Genomic DNA, 21,196 nt, shown 5'->3' with positions numbered 1-21,196 from the left:
ATCGGCAGGCTGACCATGACCTCATCGACCGATACCGGTGAACCACCGGCACGCAAGCTATCGGAGCGATTTCCTCTGCTAACCCTCGTGGTGCAGCGGCTGGCGCTCAGCATCCTCCTTCTCCTTGCCGTATCCGTGCTGATCTACGGTGGCGTGGAAGCCCTGCCCGGCGATTTCGCCACAACCTATCTCGGCCAGTCGGCCACGCCCCAGGCGGTTGCCAACATTCGCTCCCAGCTCGGCCTCGACCAGCCGATCGTCACCCGCTACTTCGCCTGGCTCGGCAATGCCCTGCAGGGAGACTTCGGCACCTCGTGGGCAAGCCGCAACTCCGTCACCGAGCAGATCGGCAAGCGTCTCGGCAATTCACTGTTTCTCGCCGCCTTCGCCGCCGCCGTCTCTGTGCCGCTCGCCGTCATGCTCGGCATGCTCGCTGTTCATTTCCGCAACCGCATGCCGGACCGCATTATCAACGTCATCTCGCTTGCGGCGATCTCCCTGCCGGAGTTCTTCGTCGGCTACCTGCTGATCCTGTTCTTCGCCATCAACTTCAACCTGGCGACCTTTCCCGCCACTGTTCATGACGGCATGGGCTTCCTGGAAAGGCTGCAGGCCATGGCCCTGCCGACGGCCACCCTTGTCCTCGTCGTTCTGGCCCACATGATGCGTATGACGCGTGCGGCAATCCTCTCGGTCATGTCCTCGGCCTATATGGAAACCGCCGAACTCAAGGGCCTGCCGGCCTTTCGCGCCATCGTCAGGCATGCGGCACCGAACGCCATCGCCCCGATCGTCAACGTCGTCGCACTGAACCTCGCCTACCTCGTCGTCGGCGTCGTCGTGGTCGAGGTGGTATTCGTCTATCCCGGCATGGGCCAGTACATGGTCGATGCCGTGACAGTCCGCGACATGCCGGTGGTTCAGGCCTGCGGCCTGATCTTCGCCGCCGTCTACATCTTCCTCAACATGCTGGCCGACATCATCGCGATCGTCGCCAATCCGAGACTGAGGCATCCGCGATGAGATTGAGAGACATCCCCCTTAGCGCCTGGATCGGCATTCTCGGCATCGTTATCGCCTTCATCTGCGCCGTCTTCGCCCCGCTCATCGCCCCTTACGGCGAACGCGAGGTCGTCGCCGGCGTTTGGGAACCGATGGGTGCGCCTTACCTGCTCGGCACCGACAATCTCGGTCGCGACCTCCTGTCGCGCATGATCTACGGTGCGCGCACGACGCTGTTCGTCGCGCTTGCGGCCACCGTCATCTCGTTCTCGCTCGGCATCTTCCTGAGCTTCACCGCCGCGGTGTCCCGCGGCCTGCTCGATCAGGTCCTGTCGCGCTTCAACGACCTGATGATGTCGATCCCGACGCTGATCTTCGCGCTCGTGGTGCTCGCCGTACTGCCGCAGAACCTCTTCGTCCTCATCATGGTGATGGCGATCCTCGATTCGACCCGGGTCTACCGCCTCGGCCGCGCGGTCGCGCTCGATGTCGCCGTGATGGAGTTCGTCGAGGCAGCCAGACTGCGTGGCGAGGGCAAGATGTGGATCATCTTCCGCGAGATCCTGCCCAACACGCTCTCGCCGCTGCTCGCCGAATTCGGCCTGCGCTTCGCCTTTTCGATCCTCTTCCTCTCGACGCTCTCCTTCCTCGGTCTCGGCATCCAGCCGCCGGCCGCCGACTGGGGCGGCATGGTCAAGGACAACAAGGACGGCATCATCTTCGGCATTTCCGCAGCCCTGGTTCCGGGCTCGGCCATTGCCGCGCTCGCCGTCTGCGTCAATCTCGTGGTCGACTGGCTGCTCAAGCGAACCTCTAGCCTAAAGGGAGGGCGAGGCGATGCCTGAGCTGCTTTCCGTCCGCAATCTCAAGATCGAGGCGACCGCCTATCCGCCCGGCGAGCCGCCCAAGGAAATCACCATCGTCGAGGGCGTATCCTTCGACCTGACCAAGGGGCGCGTTCTCGGCCTGATCGGCGAATCCGGTGCCGGCAAGTCGACGATCGGCCTCTCTGCCCTCGCCTATGGTCGCGGCGGCGTCCGCATCACCGGCGGCGAGGTCCTGCTCGACGGCGAGAACATCCTGGCCCTCGGCAAAAGTGGCATCCGCAAGGTGCGCGGCGCCCGCGTCTGCTATGTCGCGCAGTCGGCGGCAGCCGCCTTCAATCCGGCTCACAAGCTCGGCGACCAGGTGATCGAGGCAAGCCTCACCCACAGGCTGATGACCGTCGAGGAGGCCCGCAAGCGCGCCGTCTACCTCTTCGGCGTGCTCGGCCTGCCCGACCCCGAAAACTTCGGAAACCGCTACCCCCACCAGGTATCCGGCGGCCAGCTGCAGCGCGCCATGACCGCCATGGCGCTCTGCCCGAATCCCGAACTGATCGTCTTCGACGAGCCGACCACCGCGCTCGACGTGACGACCCAGATCGACGTCCTGGCCGCGATCAAGCACGCGATCGAGGAAACCCACACCGCCGCCCTCTACATCACCCACGACCTCGCCGTCGTCGCCCAGATCTCCGACGACATCATGGTGCTGCGTCACGGCCGGACGGTAGAATACGGCACCGCCCCGCAAATCATCGAGGCACCGGCTCAGGATTATACCCGCGCCCTCGTCAACGTCCGCCAGACCAAGAAGGACGAGGCGACAGACCAGACGGGCGCCCAGCTCCGGATCGAACATGTCACCGCCGGCTACTCAAACGGCTTCAAGGTCCTGCATGACGTCAGCCTGCACCTGCCAAAAGGGCAGACGCTTGCCGTCGTCGGCGAGAGCGGATCCGGCAAGTCGACGCTCGCCCGCGTCATCACCGGCCTTCTGCCGCCTCTTTCGGGCAGCGTGACCTTTGATGGCAAGGTCCTGACGCCGGGACTGAAGAACCGCAGCCGCGACGATCTCCGGCGCATCCAGCTGATCTATCAGATGGCCGACACGGCCATGAACCCACGCCAGACGGTACGCGACATCGTCGGCCGGCCGCTGACCTTCTATTACGGCCTGCACGGCGCCGAGAAGACCGCCCGCGTCAAGGAACTGCTGGAACAGATCGAGATGGGCTCCGGCTTCGTCGACCGCTATCCGGCCGAGCTTTCCGGCGGCCAGAAGCAGCGCGTCGCGATTGCCAGGGCGCTCGCCGCCAAGCCGGAGCTGATCCTCTGCGACGAGCCGACCTCGGCGCTCGATCCGCTGGTCGCCGAAGGCATTCTTAGCCTGCTGATGCGTCTGCAGGCCGAAACCCATGTCTCCTATATGTTCATCACCCATGACATCGCCATCGTTCGCGCCATCGCCGACAGCGTCGCCGTGATGCATCGCGGCCGGCTCGTCCGCTTCGGGCCGAAGTCTAAGGTCCTGGAGCCACCCTTCGACGACTATACCGACCTTCTGCTCAAGTCCGTCCCGGAAATGGAGATCGGCTGGCTGGAAAAGGCGCTGGCAACGAGAAAGATGGCAAGCGCCGGGAACTGACGGGCGAACGCCCCTCATCCGCCTGCCGGCACCTTCTCCCCGTGAACGGGGAGAAGGACGAAAAGCGCGACGACGAAAGCTCCTCTCCCCGCTTGCGGGGAGAGGGTCGGGGTGAGGGGCAAACCCCGCCCTTTCGAACATCCTTGGAAAGAGCCCAGCCATGTCCCTTCGCCCCTTCACCCTCATCGAAAACCAGTGGATCACGCTCGAGGACGGCACCCGGCTTGCCGCCCGCATCTGGATGCCGGAGGGCGCCGAGGCCGATCCCGTGCCGGCGGTGTTCGAATTCCTGCCCTATCGCAAGCGCGACGGAACCTGCATGCGCGACGAGAGCACCTATCCGCATTTCGCCGCCGCCGGCATTGCGGGCGTGCGCGTCGACATCCGCGGTTCGGGCGAGTCCGACGGCATCATCGACGGCGAATACACGCCCCTGGAGCTGGCAAACGCCTGCGAGCTGATCGCCTGGATCGCCGCCCAGCCCTGGTCGAACGGCAATGTCGGCATGATGGGCATCTCCTGGGGCGGGTTCAACTCGCTGCAGGTCGCCGCGATGAACCCGCCGGCGCTGAAGGCCGTCATTTCGATCGCCTCCACCACCGACCGCTACAACGACGACATCCACTACAAGAACGGGTGCCAGCTCTATGCACAGCTCTCCTGGGCAGCAACCATGCAAGGCTACCAGTCGCGCTCGCCCGATCCGGAACTGGTCGGCGAGCGCTGGAAGGAAATGTGGCTCGAGCGGCTGGAAAACGAACCCTTCTTCATGGAGGAGTGGCTATCCCACCAGCGCCGCGATGCTTTCTGGGAGCACGGCTCGATCGCCGAGGATTTTTCCGCCTTCAAGATCCCTGCCCTCGTGATCGCCGGCTGGGCGGACGGCTATCGCAACACGCCGCTAAAGGCGGTCGAGGGCATCGGCGCCCATGCCAAGGCGCTGATCGGTCCCTGGGTGCACAAATATCCGCATTTCGCCTGGCCGAAGCCGCGCGCCGACTTCATCGGCGAAGCCATCGCCTTCTGGAACCGCCACCTGCGCGGCGAGGAGAACAATGCCGATGCAACACCGCAGGTACGCGCCTATATCCTCGACGCGATCCGCCCTGCCCCGCGCCGCGATTTCGACCCCGGCCGCTGGGTGGCGAAGGCCACATGGCCGGAGCCGCAGGTCCAGAGCTTCGGCATAAGTGCCGGCAACCGGTTGACCGTGGGTGCACCCGCGGCCTCCGACCCGAGCGACGTCTTCCTCCGCTCGCCGCTCGACCTCGGCACCGCCTCGGGCGAATGGTTCACGCTGAAGCCGGATGCCGAGCTTGCCGCCGACCAGCGTTTCGACGACGGCGGCTCGCTCTGCTTCGACAGCGACCCCCTGGCCGAAGACATCGACTACCTCGGTCGTCCGGTCGTCCGCTTTGAGGTGTCCTGCGACGCCGACTGGGCCAATCTCTGCGCCCGCATCTGCGACGTCCACCCGGACGGCACGAGCTATCGCGTGTCGTTCGGCGTGCTGAACCTCGCCCATCGCGACGGCAATGCCGACCCGGCACCCATGCCCCATGGAGAGAAGGTCCGGGTGACCCTCGTCCTCGATTCCTGCGGCTATCGCTTCCGCGCCGGCCACCGCATCCGGCTCGCGCTCTCGACCAGCTACTGGCCGATGATCCTGCCGCCGCCCACCGATCCCGGCGTCACCATCGACAAGGCAGGCCTCGTGCTCGACATGCCGCTGCTCGGCGAGCACCAGGAGATCGCCGTGCCGGAGCCTTCCGATCCCGACCCGCTGCCGACCTACATCACCCATGCCGAGGGCGACACGTTGCGGGAGGTCACCCGCGACATCACCAATCATCTGACGACCTATCACATTCTGGACGATACCGGTCTCACCGAGCACCCCGACACCGGACTTGCGACCCGACAGGTGCGCGAGGAATTCTGGTCGATCGCACCCGACGATCCGCTGTCGATGACCGGCACGGCCATCTGGACCTGCGACATGGCGCGCCCCGGCTTCGAGGTCCGCACGGTCGCCACCACCTCTATGTCATGCACCGAGACCGACTGGCTGATCGCCATCGAGGTCGAAGCCTATGACGGCGACGAACTGATCTTCGAACGCCATGAGGAAACCGTCATCGCGCGCGACTTCCAGTAGCGCACGTTTCGGGCTATCGGTTTGCCCCGACGATTTGAAGCAGGAGGCGAGGATTAGACCATGAAGGCGATGCTTTATGAGCGCTTCGGCGAGGCACCCGAGATCGTGGAGGTTCCCGATCCCGCGCCACCGGAAGAAGGCGTCGTCGTCAGGGTTACCGCGACCGGCCTGTGCCGCTCCGACTGGCATGGCTGGATGGGTCACGACAGCGACATCCGCTTGCCTCACGTGCCGGGGCACGAATTCGCCGGCGAGGTGGTGGCGATCGGCAAGTCCGTGCGCAGCTTTGCGGTCGGCGACCGGGTGACCGTTCCCTTCGTCTCAGGCTGCGGCCACTGCGTCGAATGCCGATCCGGCAACCAGCAGGTTTGCGAGGGGCAGTTCCAGCCCGGCTTCACCCATTGGGGCTCGTTTGCCGAATATGTCGCGCTCGATTTTGCGAGCCACAATCTGGTGAAGTTGCCCGATGCGATCGACGACGCCACCGCTGCCAGCCTCGGCTGCCGCTTTGCGACGTCGTTCCGCGCCGTTGTCGATCAGGGCCGCCTGAAGGGCGGCGAGTGGCTTGCCGTCCACGGCTGCGGCGGCGTTGGCCTGTCCGCCATCATGATCGGCAAGGCGCTCGGCGCCAACGTGGTCGCGATCGACATCGCCGACGACAAGCTGGCGCGTGCCCGTTCGCTCGGCGCCTCGGTCACGATCAACGCCTCCGTGGAAACGGATGTCGTCTCGGCGATCCGCGACGCAACCGGCGGCGGAGTGCACGTCTCGGTCGACGCGCTCGGCCATCCCTCCACCTGCTGCCATTCGGTGCTCAACCTGCGGCGCCGCGGCCGCCACGTTCAGGTAGGCCTCCTGCTCGGCGCGCATTCGACACCCGAAGTTCCGATGGCCCGCGTCATCGCCCACGAGCTTGAGATCTACGGCAGCCACGGCATGCAGGCCTGGCGCTATGACGCGATGCTCGACATGATCGCCGCGGGAACGCTCACGCCGCAACAGCTGATCGGCCGCCACATTTCCCTGACTGAGGCGGTGCCAGCGCTGATGGCGATGGACCGCTTCGCCGAAAAAGGGATCACGATCATCGACAGTTTCAAATAGAACCATACGTTTGGCTTTATTAGCCTTAACGGAAAATTGGTGAACCCAAAGTAGAACTGACTCTACGTTTTCCTCCCGCGAAGAGTCCTAAATGCCCACTATGCCCTTCGGTCTCGGCGACGATTCGAGACACATCGTCGACGCCCTCAACCGTTCGCTCGCGATCATCGAATTCGATCTCCAGGGCAACATTCTCGCGGCAAACGAGAACTTTTGCAGGGCAGTCGGCTACAGTCCCGCAGAGATCGTCGGAAAGCATCACCGCATCTTCGTCGATCAGGCTGAAGCGTCATCGCCTGCTTACCGAAGCTTCTGGAAGGGTCTCGCCTCGGGCAAGTTCGATCAGGGCCAGTACAAACGCTTCGGCAAGGGTGGTCGGGCCATCTGGATCCAGGCCACATACAATCCGGTGCTGAAACGCGGCAAGCCCGTCAAGATCGTCAAGATCGCCACCGACATCACGGTCGAAAAGGTCCAGTCGCTCGACAGCACCGGCAAGATCGAGGCCCTGATGCGATCGCAGGCGGTTATCGAGTTTTCTCCCAAGGGCGAGATCCTGACAGCCAACGAAAACTTCCTGAAAACCCTCGGCTACAGCCTGATCGAGATCGTCGGACAGCATCATTCGATGTTCTGTGAGAAGGACTACGTCGCCGCCGCCGAATATCGCGCCTTCTGGCCGCGCTTGGCTGCCGGAGAATTCTATGCCGGCCAGTTCACCCGCGTCGCCAAGTCCGGCGAGAAGGTGCATATCCAGGCCACCTACAATCCGATCCTCGACGAGACCGGCAAGGTCTGGAAAGTCGTCAAGTTCGCGACCGATGTGAGCGGCCGGGTTCGCGCCATGGACGAACTGGCTGCCGGTCTCCACCGCCTTGCCGACTGCAACATCCGCCTCACGATGGACACGCCCTTCGAGAAGGAATTCGAACACCTTCGCCACGACTTCAACACCTCGATCGGCCGCTTCCAGGAAACACTGGTCGAAGTTCTTTCGGAAACCGCCGCGCTCAATGCCAACAGCGCACAGATGCAGGACGGCTCCGAGGAACTTGCAAAGCGCTCCGAGCAGCAGGCCGTGTCGCTGGAGCAGACCTCGGCCGCACTGTCGCAGATCACTGAGACCATCAAGGACTCGACGGTGCGTACCAACGACACCCGCTCTCTCGTGCAGGACGCCCGCAAGGCGGCTATGGAATCGGTCGAAGTTGTCAATGAGACGGTCGCGGCTATGGGCCGCATCGAAAGCGCCTCCAAGGAGATCTCGAACATCATCGACGTGATCGATGAAATCGCCTTCCAGACCAACCTGCTGGCCCTCAACGCAGGCGTCGAAGCGGCCCGCGCCGGCGAGAGCGGCAAGGGTTTTGCCGTCGTCGCGCAGGAAGTCAGAGAGCTCGCCCAACGCTCGGCCAAGGCCGCGAAGGAAATCGCGGACCTGATCTCGAATTCCACTGCCGAGGTCAAGGAAGGGGTACGCCTTGTCGCCGACACGGGCGAGTCCCTCAACCGGATCGAGACCTTCGTCCATTCGATCGACGTCAATGTCGAGGCGATCGCCAATGCCGCCGCAGAACAGTCACTACGCCTGTCGGAGATCAACGCCGCGGTCAATTCGCTCGATCAGATGACCCAGCAGAATAGCGCCATGGTCGGCGGAATGAACTCGATCAGTCAGGCCCTGGCGGTCGGCGCCACAACGCTGGTGCAGCTCGTCGAGCGCTTCAAGCTCAACCGCCGCAAGGCCATTCGCGAACCAGGTTCCGCCGAAGCCGCACCCCCCACGCAACGCCGCGTCGCCTGACGGCGGGGCTGCCGACGCTCAATCCGCCGACGCTACGAAATGGGTGACGGCCCGGCACAGGACGCCGAAGCCCGTCCGGGCGCCCTCGCTCATGTGGCGTGCCCTGAGCCACGCGTGCACCATCTGCGGCTCCTCACGGAACCAGACTTCGACGCCCGCCCTGGCCAGCCGCGCGGCATAGTCGCGTCCGTCGTCGCGCAAGGGATCGAAATGCGCGACGCTGACAAAGGTCGGCGGCAATCCGGAAAGCGCCGTCGACAACAGGGGATGGGCGATCGGGTCGTCGGCCGGGGCTTTGAGGATAGCCCGGTAATAGGCGGTGTCGGCGGTGGTCAGTCCCGGCGCATCCGCCATCTCGACATAGGAACCGGAGACGAGATCGCCGCCGAGTGCCGGATAAATCAGCGCCTGCCCGACGATTCCGGAAATCCCCGCATCGCGCGCCCTGATCGCGAGCCCCGCGGCGAGATTGCCGCCTGCGCTGTCGCCGATCAGCACCACCTGCCGACCCTCGCCGAGAAGTTCGGTCAGGACCGTGAAGCAGTCGTCATGCTGCGCCGGCCAGACATGTTCCGGGGCCAACCGGTAGTCGATCGAAACGAGCTCTGCACCCGCATGCTCGGCAAGCTCGGCGCAGATCGCATGGTGGCTGTCGAGCGATCCCACGACGAACCCACCGCCATGGATGTAGTAAAGCAGCGTTCGCGTACCGAGGGCTGCCGGGCGATAGCGACGCACCAGAATCCGCCCCTCAATCAGGCTGTCCTCGGTCACCATGCCGCGCGGCAGCGACCGGTCGAACTGCGCGCAGAGCGCGTCGTACCACGCTCGCTGCTGCTCGATCGACGCATCGACCGCATCGTCGGGATAGAAGGCGCTGCAGATCCTGAGAAACTCGAGGATCCCGGGCTCGCTCGGCATCGGTTTGTCGGAAGGCTGTGTCATGGAAGGCGGACCCCGCAATCGGAGAGACAGGAACGCCGCCCATCCTAGAGCATGGCGCAGGCAAGTCTGTATCCGATTTGCGACTGCGGCGGTCCGCCAACAGAAACCTGAAGACGCTGAACCCGTCATCAAGGTCAGGAGAGCCGCCGGGAACGGCATCAGACGCGTTCCCGGCGCAGTTTTCATCAGCCGATGGTCATCAGGCTCGCATTGCCGCCCGCGGCCGCGGTGTTGACCGAGGTCGACACCTCCTCGAGCAACCAGTTGAGGCAATAGGCGTCCGGATCGCCGGCAAGCTCTTCCGAGGTCGCGGCCTGAACCAGGACCAGCGGGCCGGGCAGTGCGGCAATTTTCCGGTTTGCGGCTCCGACGACCTCCCGGTCACCTTCCACCAGCGCGCCGGAGAACGGCCCGTCGGCGTCCCAGTTGGACGTCCAGGAGATCCGGGCAGCAACGGCCGGCGGCAGCTCCGGGAGATTGGCCGGCGTGGCCACGCCCTGGTCGATCACCACCTCGTTGCCGGTCGAGAGCGCCGCGGCGATTTGCCGGTAGAGGCCGGTCGTGCTGCTCGGTACGAGCAGGATGCGCCCGCGCGGATGCAGCGCATAGAGGTTGCGCTCGCCGACCGGACCGACTAGCTCCCGCTCCAGCCCGAGAGCCGAACGGCTGGCGAACCTGCGAGCCGCTTCGCCCTCACTCGACAGACCCTGGCGGTCGAGCCAGATGATGTAGTCCCGCAGCGCCGGATCGGTATGCACCGAATCCTGCTGCGGCGGCACCGGCGCTTTCTGGACGAGGCGGCCGAGATAGAGCGGTCCGCCGGCCTTGGGACCGGTGCCCGAGAGGCCGCGGCCACCGAAGGGCTGGACCCCGACCACGGCGCCGATGATGTTGCGGTTCACATAAAGATTGCCGGCCTTGATGCGGCTGGTGACGTGGGCGATCGTTTCGTCGAGGCGCGTGTGCAGGCCGAAGGTCAGCCCGTAACCGGAGGCATTGATCTCGTCGATCAGCCGGTCGAGATCGGCGCGGCGGTAGCGGATGACATGGAGCACGGGGCCGAAGACCTCACGCTGAAGGTCGGACAGCTTGTTGATCTCGATGATCGTCGGAGCGACGAAGGTCCCCTGTTTCGTCGCCTCCGGCAGGGACAGCTGGTCGATGCGGCAGCCGAGACCGCGCATGCGCTCGATGTGCTGCTCGATCCCGTTCTTTGCTTCCGCGCTGATGACCGGACCGATATCGACATTGAGGCTGTCGGTACGGCCGATCCTGAGCTCGTTGAGCGCGCCCTTGAGCATGGCCAGCGTGCGGTCGGCAACCTCGTCCTGCAGGCACAGCACGCGCAGTGCCGAGCAGCGTTGTCCGGCGCTGTCGAAGGCGGACGCGATGACGTCGCCGACGACCTGTTCGGCCAGCGCCGAGGAATCGACGATCATGCCGTTCTGCCCGCCGGTCTCGGCAATCAGCGGGATCGGCTTGCCGCCGGCTGAAAGCCGCTCGGCAAGCTGGGCCTGGATCAGCCGGGCGACCTCGGTCGAGCCGGTGAACATCACGCCCTTGGTCTCGTCGACGCCGACAAGCGCCGCGCCCACGCGCCCATCGCCCGGAACGAACTGCAGCGCGCCGGCAGGAACGCCGGCCTCATGCAGGATCTTCACGCTCTCATAAGCGATGATCGGTGTTTCCTCGGCAGGCTTGGCGAGCACCGGATTGCCAGCCACCAGCGCGGCGGCGACCTGACCGCTGAAGATCGCAAGCGGGAAGTTCCATGGGCTGATGCAGACGACCGGGCCGAGCGGCGCATGGGCCGGTCCCAGCGTCTTGCGGGCCTGGTCGGCATAGTAGCGCAGGAAGTCGATCGCCTCGCGCACCTCGCCGACGGCATTGGCAGCCGATTTGCCCGCCTCGCGCATGACGATGCCCATCAGGGGCTCGATCCGGGACTGCATGAGGTCGGCCGCCCGGTCGAGGCAGGCCGCCCGGTCGGCGGGCGACACCGCCGCCCATTGCGGGGCAAAGTTGTTCGCCGCCCGCACACTGCGAGCCGCGGCCTCGGCCCTCACCTCGGTGACCTGGCCGACCACATCCCGGTGGTCTGCCGGATTGAGCACCGGACGGGTATCCCCTTCTGTCGAACCGTCCGCCAGGAGCGGAACGGCATGCCAGGCAACAGGAACGGTGGCGGAAAGCTTCTCGGCAAGCTCGGCAAGAACCTCTTCGTTGGAAAGGTCGAGACCGGCGGAGTTGTCGCGGGCGCTGCCGAAGAGACCCTTCGGCGCGGCGATCAGGTCATGCTGCGCGCCGACCACCGGCATCGCGGCGACGATCTCGACCGGGTCTGCGACCAGTTCGTCGATCGAGACCTTCGGATCGGAGATCCGGTTGACGAAGGACGAGTTCGCGCCGTTCTCGAGGAGGCGGCGAACCAGGTAGGCAAGCAGCGTCTCGTGGGTGCCGACGGGCGCGTAGATGCGGCAGGGACGGTCGAGCTTGTCCTTGCCAACCACTTCGTCATAGAGCGGCTCGCCCATGCCGTGCAGGCACTGGAACTCGTAACGGCCGATCTCGAAGTCCGGGCCGGCGAGATGGTAGATGGTAGCGAGCGTCTGGGCGTTGTGCGTAGCGAACTGCGGGAAGATCGCGTCCGGTGCGTCCAGCAGCTTGCGTGCGCATGCCACATAGGCGACGTCGGTGTGGATCTTGCGGGTATAGACCGGGAACCCCTCCAGCCCCTCGAGCTGGGCACGCTTGATTTCGGCGTCCCAATAGGCGCCCTTCACCAGGCGCACCATGACCCGGCGCTGCGCCCGGCGGGCGAGGTCGATGATGTAGTCGAGCACGAACGGGCAGCGCTTGCCATAGGCCTGGACGACGAAGCCGAGACCTTTCCACCCGTCGAGTTCCGGCGCGAAGCACAGGTCCTCCAGCAGGTCGAGCGAAAGCTCCAGACGATCGGCTTCCTCGGCGTCAATGTTGAGGCCGATGTCATAGCCCTTGGCGAGAACGGCCAGCGCCTTCACCTTGGGCAGCAGCTCGCCCATAACCCGGCCGGCCTGCGCACGGCTGTAGCGCGGATGAAGAGCCGACAGCTTGATCGAGATACCCGGGCCGCCATAGACGCCGCGACCTGCGGACGCCTTGCCGATCGCATGGATCGCCTGTTCGTAGTCGCGATAATAGCGCTCGGCATCCGCACCTGTCGTTGCGGCCTCGCCCAGCATGTCGTAGGAATACTGGAAGCCCCGCGCCTCGAGCGGACGGGCGCGTTTAAGCGCCTCGTCGATGGTTTCCCCCGTGACGAACTGCTCGCCCATCATGCGCATCGCCATGTCGACGCCGCGGCGGATCACCGGCTCGCCGGCGCGGGCGATAAGCCGTGTGAGTGCGGCAGACAGGCTGCGGTCGTTGACGGTCGAGGTCAGCTTGCCGGTCACCACCAGACCCCAGGTCGCGGCATTGACGAAGAGCGACTTGCCGCCGCCGATATGCGAACCCCAGTCACCCTCGGCGATCTTGTCACGGATCAGCGCGTCGCGGGTATCGGTGTCGGGAATGCGCAGAAGCGCCTCGGCCAGGCACATCAGCGCGACGCCTTCCTGACTGGAGAGCGAATATTCCTGCACGAGGCCCTCGACGCCGGTTCCCTTGTGCTTGGCACGTAGCGCCGCAATCAGGCTGTAGGCGGTGGTCCGGATGTCGTAGCGCTTGGCATCCGAGACGCGGGCGGCCGCCACGAGCGGTGGCAGGCATTCCGTTTCGGGCCGGCGGTAGGCGGCCGTGATCGCCCGGCGCAGATCGGATTGCGGCCGGATCGGCGGCGCAAAATTCGAGAAGGGCGCGACCGCGGTCGGATCGCTGTTGGACGCGGAACTGGTTTCGTCATTCAGCATGAAAACACCTGTCAGGCTTTGGATTGTCTAGCGGATGAACGAGGGACCGGGCTCGCCCGCGTCGTCGTCCAGAAGATACGGTCCGGAATATTCCGTGTCACGGATCGACGGACCCGTCGGCTCCGCACGCCTCAGAGCGAGCGCGGCCGCCACCGCCTTCAGTGCCAGGGGGCGATAGTGAGCCAGCAATTCGGGTTTGTCACCCGCTTCGAATTCGGTCCCGTGCATTGATGATCCCTGTCGTTCGGGGCTGCTCGCGTCCGCGACGAAACCGCTGCCCGGCTCTCCCGTCGGCGCTTCGAGTGACCCGCTGGAACAATATACCGCTCAGCGAATTCATTCTCACTTGATTTTGCGAATTTTTGCGATATTTCTCTATTTTAATGGGTGATTTTGAATAGAAAAGACCATGGCAAGCCATCAAAATAGTGAACTTGACAGACTGGATACCAGGATCCTCGAAGTCGTCACGGAAGAGGGACGGATTTCGATCACCGATCTCGCCGAACGGGTAGGCCTGTCGAAGACGCCGTGCCAGCTTCGTCTCAAGAAACTGGTCGAGGAAGGCTATATCGAAGGCTTCGCCGCGATCCTCAATCCGTCCAAGCTCGGCCTCGACCATGTCGCCTTCGCCGAAGTGAAGCTGACCCACACCCACGAAGAGGCGCTAAAGAGCTTCAACGCGGCCGTGAAGAAGATTCAGGAAGTCGAGGAGTGCCACATGATTGCCGGCCGCTTCGACTACCTCCTGAAGATCCGCACCCGCGACATCCGGCGCTACCGCCACGTGCTGGGCGAGAGGATCTCCTCCCTTCCCTTCGTCGCCAGCACCTCGACCAACGTCGCGATGGAGACCATCAAGGAAGGCCGCGGCAACCTGATCAACGCCGCCGGCTGACGGGTGACCGTCCATTTCACGATCCCCGAGAATGAGAGGAGGGCGGGCCGCAGGACCCGCCCTTTGTCTTGTCAGATGTCCTTCACCAGACGAAGCGCATCATAGATCGCCGCATGCGTGTTGCGCGCAGCAACCGCGTCACCAATGCGGTAGAGCTGGAAGCCACCGTCGCCGTTGCGGACGACCGATTGCGGCTCGCCGGCAATCAGCTGTTCGTAGGAAACGGCACCCTGGTTGCTCGACTTCGGCTTGAGCTCGAAATAGAGGTCATCCAGCGGAATGGTGCCGTGGTTGATGACGACCTGGTCCACGGCCCGCTGTTTGGACACGCCGCCATAGTCGCTGCCGACATGGGCGATCAGTCCGTTTCCGTCCCGCTCGACCGCCTCGACGCGATAGGTGACGGTGAAGGTCACGTCCTGCTTCTGAAGCGAGCGCATATAGGGCACGAGGTTCATCGCCATGACTTCCGGCGCAAACGATCGGTCAGGCGTCATGACCTCGACCTTGGCTCCGGAATTGGCGATGAACTCGGCCGCCTGCAGAGCCGCATGATCGCCCGCGTCGTCGAAAATCAGCACGTTGGTACCGGGTTTGACGTCGCCGGAGATGATGTCCCATGACGAAACCACCAGCTCGTTGCCCTTCGACAGCATTTCCGTATGCGGCAGGCCACCGGTGGCGATGATGACGACGTCCGGCTTTTCCGCCTCGATCGTTTCCGCCTCGGCCCAGGTATTGAAGCGGAAGGCCACGCCCAGCTTCTCGCATTGCGCCATGCGCCACTCGATGATGCTGATCATTTCCTTGCGGCGCGGGCTCTGTGCGGTGAGCCGGATCTGCCCGCCCGGATTGCTGGCGGCCTCGAAAACCACGACGTCATGCCCGCGCTCGCCCGCCACACGGGCAGCCTCCAGGCCGGCCGGACCGGCACCGACGATCACAACCTTCTTGCGGACCTCGGCCTTGGCGATCACATGCGGCATGGTCTGCTCGCGGCCGGTCGCCGCATTGTGAATGCAGAAGGCGAGCCCGCCCTGGTAGATGCGGTCCAGACAGTAGTTTGCACCGACGCAGGGACGGATATCGTCCTCGCGCTTTTCGATGATCTTGCGGACGATGTGCGGGTCCGTCATGTGAGCCCGCGTCATGCCGATCATGTCGACCTTGCCGGAGGCGATCGCGTGACGCGCGGTCGCGACATCCTGGATCTTGGCGGCATGGAAGGTCGGGAAGTTCGTCGCCGCGCGGATTTCGCCGGCGAAATCGAGATGGGGCGCACTCGCCATGCCCTGGATCGGGATGACGTCGGTGAGGCCCGGATCCGTGTCGATATGTCCGCGAATGACGTTGAGATAGTCGATCAGGCCGCTTTCCTTGAGGCGCTTCGAGATTTCCATCCCCTCCGCCTTGCCGGTACCGCCGGGAAGACATTCGTCCGCCGTGTAGCGCACGCCCAGAATGAAATCGTTGCCGACCCTTTCGCGCATGGCCCGAAAGACGTCGAAACAGAAGCGCATGCGGTTGTCGAGCGAGCCGCCATAGGGACCGTCGAGTTCATTGGTCAGTGGCGAGGTGAACTGGTCGATCAGGTGGCCGTAGGCCTCGAGCTCGACCCCGTCCATGCCGCCGGCCTTCATGCGTTCCGCGGCATCGGCGAAATCCTTGATGATACGCTCGATGTCCCAGTCCTCGAGCTTCTTGGGGAAAGCGCGGTGAGCGGCCTCGCGGTGATGCGAAGGTGCGACGACCGGCAGCCAGTCTCCCTTGTCCCAGCGCGTGCGCCGGCCGAGATGGGTGAGCTGGATCATGATCGCCGAACCCTGCTCGTGCACCGCGTCGGTCATTTCCCTGACCCACGGAACGATCTCATCCTTGTAGGCGAGCAGATTGTTGAAGACCGGCGGACTGTCCTTCGACACCGCGGCCGAACCCGCGGTCATGGTCATGGCGACACCGCCCTTGGCCCTCTCGACGGTATAGGCGCGGTAGCGCTCCTTCGGCATCCCGTCTTCCGGATAAGCCGGTTCGTGGGACGTCACGATGATGCGGTTGCGCAGCTTCAAATGCTTGAGTTGAAAGGGCTGAAGTAGAGGATCGTTCGACATGCGCCGTGCTCCGAATTAGAACTGACGGCGCCGACGCTAGGCAAAATGTACATGTGTGTCAATAATGAAAACAACACAGTCACCTTCATGGACACTCTTGTACATTTTTCTTGTGCGGCCGTTCACAATTTGTTAGGAGACTGGCCATGGACCAGACATTGAACGACACCGGCTGGCGCGGATCGCAGGAAGGTTGGCTTGAAGCGGCCTACGAAGCCCTTCTGGAGTCGGGCGTGGATTCGGTGAAGATCCTGCCGCTTGCAAAGCGGCTGAACCTCTCACGCACAAGCTTCTATTGGTTTTTCAAGGATCGCGTGGAACTGCTCGACGCCCTGGTCGGCCGATGGCGCGACAAGAACACGGGCGGCATCGTCCGGCAGTCGGAGGCCTATGCGGAATCCCTCGCCGAAGCGATGCTCAACGTTTTCGACTGCTGGCTGAACGAGGAGATCTTCGATTCGAAGTTCGAATTCGCGGTTCGCAGTTGGGCGCTGCAGTCGGATGATCTTCTCGCAGAAGTTCGGCAGGCGGACCAGATCCGGCTCGAAGCCTTGAAGCGCATGTTCATGCGGTTCGGGCACGCGGAAAACACCGCCGATGTCCGCGCCAGAACAACCTACCTCGTCCAGATCGGCTACATCTCCATGCAGTCGAACGAGGACATAGCCCTGCGCATGAAGCGTATTCCCGAATATATCGCGATCTACACCGGCGAGGTACCCCAGCAGAGAGAACTCGATCGTTTCTTTGCCCGCCACGGCTACAGGCCTGATTGAGACGGAGGCGGGGATGACGGCAACGCAGCGCATCGGCATCATCGGAGGCAACGGCTGGCTGGGCGGAGCGATCGGCGCAGCACTCCTCGACACCGGCGCGATCGAGCCGGGCCATCTTTCCCTCTCCTATCGCCGCAACAGGCCTGACCGTTTTGAAGGCGCGTTCTGGACGGCCGACAACCAGGCCCTTGTCGATCGCTCGAACGTCGTCATTCTCTCCGTCCGCCCGGAGGACTGGCCGGCCATTCCCGTGAACGTGGAAGGCAGGCTCCTCATATCCGTCATGGCGGGCATCCGGATCGACCAGCTCTCGGCCATCCATGCGACCGACCGTGTTATTCGCGCATTGCCCAACGCGGCAGCGGAGGTCGGCCGGTCCTATACACCCTGGACCACCTCGCCGGCAGCGACCGCCGAGGATCGCGCCACCGCGCGCATGATCTTCGGCGCCTGCGGCATCGAGGACGAGGTTTCCGGCGAAGCTGATATCGACTACCTGACCGGCCTGACCGGCTCCGGGCCGGCCTTTCCCGCCCTGCTCGCGCGGGCCATGATGGCGGACGCAATCGCCCACGGCTTGCCGGAAGCGACGGCCTGGCGCGCCGTAAACACGGTGCTCATCGGAACCGGACGGCTGCTCGAGCGCCGCGATGAGGACCCGGCCGAGACGGTCAAGACCTTCCTCGACTATCGCGGAACCACGGCCGCCGCCATCGAGACGATGCGGGCCGGCGGGTTCGACCGCGCCGTCGCCGACGGGCTTCGAGCCGCATTCAAGAAATCGGTAAGTATGGGAGACGCCTCCTGACAACCGTTGGGGCGGGTTCTCGCGGCACCCCGCTCGTTCTTTCAGATGCCGCCAAGACAGAGGGAACTGCAATGAAGACTCTTCTTTCATCGACCTGCCTGGTATTTGGCCTGCTGGGTGGAGCCTCGGTCGCCAGCGCCGCGGATTGTGGCAGCGTGACCATTGCCAGCATGAACTGGCAGAGTGCGGAGGTGATCTCGAACCTCGACAAGATCATCCTGAACGAGGGCTATGGCTGCGAGGCGGAGATCACGGTCGGGGACACGGTTCCGACGATCACCTCGATGGCGGAGAAGGGTCAGCCGGACATTGCACCGGAAGCCTGGATCGACCTTCTGCCGGACGTCGTGAAGAAGGGTACGGAAGAAGGCCGTATCATCAAGGTCGGCTCGCCGCTGCCGGACGGCGGCGTGCAGGGCTGGTGGATTCCGAAGTACATCGCCGACGCCCATCCCGACATCAAGACGATCCCGGACATGCTGAAGCATCCGGAACTCTTCCCCGATCCGGAAGATCCCTCCAAGGGCGCCATCTTCAACGGCCCGCAGGGCTGGGGCGGCACGGTGGTGACCTCGCAGTTCTACAAGGCGTTCGAGGCTGAGAAGGCCGGCTTCACGCTGGTTGACACCGGCTCGGCCGCCGGCCTCGACGGCTCGATCGCCAAGGCCTATGAGCGCAAGGAAGGCTGGGTCGGCTACTACTGGGCACCGACCGCCCTTCTCGGCAAGTACGAGATGGTCCGCCTCGACTACGGCGCCGAGAACGACCCGGCCGAATGGAAGCGCTGCAACACGGTTGCCGACTGCGCCGATCCCAAGCCGAATGCCTGGCCGGTCGACACCATCGTCACCCTGGTCGCCAAGCCCTTCTCCGAAAAGGCAGGCCCGGAGGTCATGGACTATCTCAACAAGCGCTCCTGGAGCAACCAGACGCTGGGTGGGCTGATGGCCTGGATGACCGACAACCAGGCGAGCGGCGAAGACGGCGCCAAGCACTTCCTGGAAGAGAACAAGGACATCTGGACCAAGTGGGTCACCCCGGAGGCCGCCGCCAAGATCGAGGCTGCTCTCTGAGCCTTGAGGCCTGCGGTGCGCGGCAACGCGCACCGCTTCGCACCCGCCACCGAAACCGTACAAAGACAACAACAACGACGGCGGGTTTCTTTGACAGAAGGGGAACCGAATGGACTGGTTTTACAAATTCCCGCACATGGACGACGAGGCGCTGCGCAATCTGAAGAAGGCGATCGATGACGGCTTCCGGGGCTTCACCCGCGCCTATGGCGAACAGATCGAGACGCTTTTTACCCCGCTGCAGCACTTCCTCATCGCCGCCGACCGCTTCATGACGAAGACGCCCTGGCCGATCATCACCCTGATCATCCTGGTGATCGCCTGGTTCGCCAGCCGCAGCCTGAAGATCGTTCTCGGCTGTCTCGTGACCCTGCTCCTGATCGGCTACTTCGACATGTGGGACGACACCATGCGGACGATCTCGATGATCTTCGTCTGCACCCTTCTGTCGATCGCCATCGGCATTCCGATCGGCATCCTGATGGCCCGCTCCGACCGGATCCAGCGGATCGTCAACCCGATCCTCGACGTCATGCAGACCATGCCGAGCTTCGTCTACCTGATCCCCGTCGTCATGCTGCTCGGCATAGGCAAGGTTCCGGGCCTGATCGCCGTCGTCATCTACGCCATTCCCCCGATGATCCGCCTCACCGACCTCGGCATCCGCCTCGTCGACAAGGACGTGCTCGAGGCCGCCGACGCCTTCGGCACTTCGAAGTCCCAGAAGCTCTTCAAGGTCCAGCTGCCGCTGGCGCTGCCGACCATCATGGCCGGCATCAACCAGACCATCATGATGGCACTCGCCATGGTCGTCGTCGCCTCGATGATCGGCGTCCAGGGTCTCGGCCAGCCAGTGCTGAAGGCGATCGCCAACCAGTACTTCACGCTCGGCATCTTCAACGGCCTTGCCATCGTCGGCATCGCCATCATCTTCGACCGGGTCAGCCAGGCCTATGGCAAGCGGCTCCAGAAGCATCGGGAGATCGTCCATGGCTGATCACGCCTTCGGCGGCATCAAGGTCCGCCACCTCTACAAGATCTTCGGCCCCAACCCGGCCGCCCATGTCGAGGCCGTCCACAACGGCATGACCAAGGCCGAGCTCAACGACCGCCACGGCCATGTGCTGGGCCTGCGCGACATCAACATCGAGATCCCCTCGGGCTGCATCCAGGTGGTCATGGGCCTGTCGGGCTCCGGCAAGTCGACGCTGATCCGCCATATCAACCGGCTGATCGACCCGACCGCCGGCGAGGTGCTGGTTGACGGCGTCGACGTCGTCAAGATGAACGAGAACGAGCTGCGCGAGTTCCGCCGCCACCAGACCGCCATGGTGTTCCAGAAGTTCGCGCTGCTGCCCCATCGCAGCGTGCTCGACAACACCGTCTTCGGCCTTGAGGTCCAGGGCATCGAGCGCAAGGCCGCCGTCGAGATCGCCATGCGCTGGCTTGAGCGCGTCGGGCTGAAAGGCTTCGAGCAGAAATACCCCAACCAGCTCTCCGGCGGCATGCAGCAGCGCGTCGGACTGGCCCGGGCGCTGTCCAACGACGCGCCCGTCCTGCTGATGGACGAGGCCTATTCCGCCCTCGACCCGCTGATCCGCACCGACATGCAGACCGTGCTTCTCGACATCCAGAAGGAGATCAGGAAGACCATCGTCTTCATCACCCATGACCTCGACGAGGCGCTAAGGCTCGGCGACCAGATCGCCATCCTGCGCGACGGCGAGATCATCCAGCAGGGCACCAGCCAGGACATCGTGCTGCGCCCCGCCGACGACTATGTCGCCAACTTCGTCAAGGAGGTGAACCGCGGCCGCGTCGTCCATGTCGAGGCGGTCATGACGCCCCTCGACCCGGCCGTCACCGCAGCCCGTCCCGAAGGACGCGCCACCATCACCGCCGGCACCACCGTCGAGGAGGCCGTCCGCATGCTCGCAGCCGCCCCAGACGGCGACGTCATCGTCACGACACCAGACGGAAAACCAATCGGCTCCGTCACGTTCCGAAAACTAGCCGCCGCTATGGTCAATGCCCAGGAGACCGGGCATCGACACGATGCCACGCCGGCGCTGGCGGTGTGACCGGACGACCTTGAACGGCATGACCATATGAAGACGACCCCGGGGCGCCATCCCGCCCCGGGGAAACTCCCTACCCT

Annotated in this window: 16 protein-coding genes; 12 read left to right on the top strand and 4 right to left on the bottom strand. The window is 64.2% G+C overall.

The features are described from left to right. Positions 1–15 precede the first annotated feature (15 nt). The 6 genes from ACX93L_RS19225 (at position 16) to ACX93L_RS19200 (ending at position 8,537) form a co-directional block, all read left to right on the top strand. Complete coding sequence (locus ACX93L_RS19225; RefSeq protein ID WP_459406323.1) at positions 16–1,023, top strand: ABC transporter permease; 1,008 nt, start codon at positions 16–18, stop codon at positions 1,021–1,023. Then, positions 1,020–1,847: an ABC transporter permease gene (locus ACX93L_RS19220; RefSeq protein ID WP_459406322.1), complete on the top strand. Its 828-nt coding sequence runs from the start codon at positions 1,020–1,022 to the stop codon at positions 1,845–1,847. The genes ACX93L_RS19225 and ACX93L_RS19220 overlap by 4 nt, the downstream gene beginning before the upstream one ends. Continuing rightward, positions 1,840–3,471, top strand: coding sequence for an ABC transporter ATP-binding protein (locus tag ACX93L_RS19215; protein ID WP_459406321.1), 1,632 nt, complete (start codon positions 1,840–1,842; stop codon positions 3,469–3,471). The genes ACX93L_RS19220 and ACX93L_RS19215 overlap by 8 nt, the downstream gene beginning before the upstream one ends. A 160-nt stretch (positions 3,472–3,631) precedes the next feature. Continuing rightward, positions 3,632–5,629 carry a CocE/NonD family hydrolase gene (locus tag ACX93L_RS19210; protein ID WP_459406320.1) on the top strand — a complete coding sequence of 666 codons (1,998 nt, stop codon included), beginning with the start codon at positions 3,632–3,634 and terminating at the stop codon, positions 5,627–5,629. 60 nt (positions 5,630–5,689) lie between these two features. Continuing rightward, positions 5,690–6,733 (top strand): zinc-dependent alcohol dehydrogenase family protein, encoded by a 1,044-nt coding sequence (locus tag ACX93L_RS19205; protein WP_459406319.1) that lies wholly within the window; start codon positions 5,690–5,692, stop codon positions 6,731–6,733. Positions 6,734–6,824: 91 nt separating this feature from the next. Next, a complete protein-coding gene (locus ACX93L_RS19200; protein WP_459406318.1) occupies positions 6,825–8,537 on the top strand; it encodes a methyl-accepting chemotaxis protein in 1,713 nt (570 codons plus the stop codon). Positions 8,538–8,555: 18 nt separating this feature from the next. On the opposite strand, the gene ACX93L_RS19195 is transcribed toward ACX93L_RS19200, so the two are convergent. The 3 genes from ACX93L_RS19195 to ACX93L_RS19185 form a co-directional block, all read right to left on the bottom strand. Beyond that, the gene (locus ACX93L_RS19195) at positions 8,556–9,482 is read right to left on the bottom strand and encodes an alpha/beta hydrolase (protein WP_459406317.1); all 927 of its coding nucleotides are present in this window, start codon (positions 9,480–9,482) and stop codon (positions 8,556–8,558) included. A gap of 185 nt (positions 9,483–9,667) precedes the next feature. Next, on the bottom strand, positions 9,668–13,375 hold the full coding sequence (gene putA / locus ACX93L_RS19190) for a trifunctional transcriptional regulator/proline dehydrogenase/L-glutamate gamma-semialdehyde dehydrogenase (protein ID WP_459406316.1): 3,708 nt from the start codon (positions 13,373–13,375) through the stop codon (positions 9,668–9,670). A gap of 27 nt (positions 13,376–13,402) precedes the next feature. After that, complete coding sequence (locus tag ACX93L_RS19185; protein WP_169594517.1) at positions 13,403–13,603, bottom strand: hypothetical protein; 201 nt, start codon at positions 13,601–13,603, stop codon at positions 13,403–13,405. Positions 13,604–13,784: 181 nt separating this feature from the next. Between ACX93L_RS19185 and ACX93L_RS19180 the strand changes: the two genes are divergently transcribed. Beyond that, complete coding sequence (locus ACX93L_RS19180; RefSeq protein ID WP_459406315.1) at positions 13,785–14,273, top strand: Lrp/AsnC family transcriptional regulator; 489 nt, start codon at positions 13,785–13,787, stop codon at positions 14,271–14,273. 71 nt (positions 14,274–14,344) lie between these two features. Here the strand turns inward: ACX93L_RS19180 and ACX93L_RS19175 are convergent, their stop codons facing one another. Beyond that, positions 14,345–16,381 (bottom strand): oxidoreductase, encoded by a 2,037-nt coding sequence (locus tag ACX93L_RS19175; RefSeq protein ID WP_459406314.1) that lies wholly within the window; start codon positions 16,379–16,381, stop codon positions 14,345–14,347. A gap of 146 nt (positions 16,382–16,527) precedes the next feature. Between ACX93L_RS19175 and ACX93L_RS19170 the strand changes: the two genes are divergently transcribed. The 5 genes from ACX93L_RS19170 (at position 16,528) to ACX93L_RS19150 (ending at position 21,119) form a co-directional block, all read left to right on the top strand. Continuing rightward, a complete protein-coding gene (locus tag ACX93L_RS19170; protein ID WP_459406313.1) occupies positions 16,528–17,157 on the top strand; it encodes a TetR/AcrR family transcriptional regulator in 630 nt (209 codons plus the stop codon). A gap of 13 nt (positions 17,158–17,170) precedes the next feature. Beyond that, positions 17,171–17,965 carry a pyrroline-5-carboxylate reductase family protein gene (locus tag ACX93L_RS19165; RefSeq protein ID WP_459406312.1) on the top strand — a complete coding sequence of 265 codons (795 nt, stop codon included), beginning with the start codon at positions 17,171–17,173 and terminating at the stop codon, positions 17,963–17,965. Positions 17,966–18,036: 71 nt separating this feature from the next. Continuing rightward, positions 18,037–19,038 (top strand): ABC transporter substrate-binding protein, encoded by a 1,002-nt coding sequence (locus tag ACX93L_RS19160; RefSeq protein WP_459406311.1) that lies wholly within the window; start codon positions 18,037–18,039, stop codon positions 19,036–19,038. A 109-nt stretch (positions 19,039–19,147) separates the two neighbouring features. After that, the gene (locus ACX93L_RS19155; protein WP_459406310.1) at positions 19,148–20,035 is read left to right on the top strand and encodes an ABC transporter permease; all 888 of its coding nucleotides are present in this window, start codon (positions 19,148–19,150) and stop codon (positions 20,033–20,035) included. Next, a complete protein-coding gene (locus ACX93L_RS19150; RefSeq protein WP_459406309.1) occupies positions 20,028–21,119 on the top strand; it encodes a quaternary amine ABC transporter ATP-binding protein in 1,092 nt (363 codons plus the stop codon). The genes ACX93L_RS19155 and ACX93L_RS19150 overlap by 8 nt, the downstream gene beginning before the upstream one ends. Positions 21,120–21,196: the final 77 nt, after the last annotated feature.

The sequence above is a fragment of the Rhizobium sp. CAU 1783 genome (genome assembly GCF_054551725.1).
This window is presented reverse-complemented; position numbering and strand designations above follow the sequence as displayed.

Excerpts from the sequence above, each read along its gene's own strand:
- ACX93L_RS19215 (WP_459406321.1), top strand. The coding sequence starts at position 1,840 with ATGCCTGAGCTGCTTTCCGTCCGCAATCTCAAGATCGAGGCGACCGCC.
- ACX93L_RS19210 (WP_459406320.1), top strand. The coding sequence starts at position 3,632 with ATGTCCCTTCGCCCCTTCACCCTCATCGAAAACCAGTGGATCACGCTC.
- ACX93L_RS19160 (WP_459406311.1), top strand. The coding sequence starts at position 18,037 with ATGAAGACTCTTCTTTCATCGACCTGCCTGGTATTTGGCCTGCTGGGT.
- putA (WP_459406316.1), bottom strand. The coding sequence starts at position 13,375 with ATGCTGAATGACGAAACCAGTTCCGCGTCCAACAGCGATCCGACCGCG.
- ACX93L_RS19225 (WP_459406323.1), top strand. The coding sequence starts at position 16 with ATGACCTCATCGACCGATACCGGTGAACCACCGGCACGCAAGCTATCG.
- ACX93L_RS19155 (WP_459406310.1), top strand. The coding sequence starts at position 19,148 with ATGGACTGGTTTTACAAATTCCCGCACATGGACGACGAGGCGCTGCGC.
- ACX93L_RS19165 (WP_459406312.1), top strand. The coding sequence starts at position 17,171 with ATGACGGCAACGCAGCGCATCGGCATCATCGGAGGCAACGGCTGGCTG.
- ACX93L_RS19175 (WP_459406314.1), bottom strand. The coding sequence starts at position 16,381 with ATGTCGAACGATCCTCTACTTCAGCCCTTTCAACTCAAGCATTTGAAG.
- ACX93L_RS19170 (WP_459406313.1), top strand. The coding sequence starts at position 16,528 with ATGGACCAGACATTGAACGACACCGGCTGGCGCGGATCGCAGGAAGGT.
- ACX93L_RS19200 (WP_459406318.1), top strand. The coding sequence starts at position 6,825 with ATGCCCACTATGCCCTTCGGTCTCGGCGACGATTCGAGACACATCGTC.
- ACX93L_RS19195 (WP_459406317.1), bottom strand. The coding sequence starts at position 9,482 with ATGACACAGCCTTCCGACAAACCGATGCCGAGCGAGCCCGGGATCCTC.
- ACX93L_RS19220 (WP_459406322.1), top strand. The coding sequence starts at position 1,020 with ATGAGATTGAGAGACATCCCCCTTAGCGCCTGGATCGGCATTCTCGGC.
- ACX93L_RS19185 (WP_169594517.1), bottom strand. The coding sequence starts at position 13,603 with ATGCACGGGACCGAATTCGAAGCGGGTGACAAACCCGAATTGCTGGCT.
- ACX93L_RS19205 (WP_459406319.1), top strand. The coding sequence starts at position 5,690 with ATGAAGGCGATGCTTTATGAGCGCTTCGGCGAGGCACCCGAGATCGTG.
- ACX93L_RS19180 (WP_459406315.1), top strand. The coding sequence starts at position 13,785 with ATGGCAAGCCATCAAAATAGTGAACTTGACAGACTGGATACCAGGATC.
- ACX93L_RS19150 (WP_459406309.1), top strand. The coding sequence starts at position 20,028 with ATGGCTGATCACGCCTTCGGCGGCATCAAGGTCCGCCACCTCTACAAG.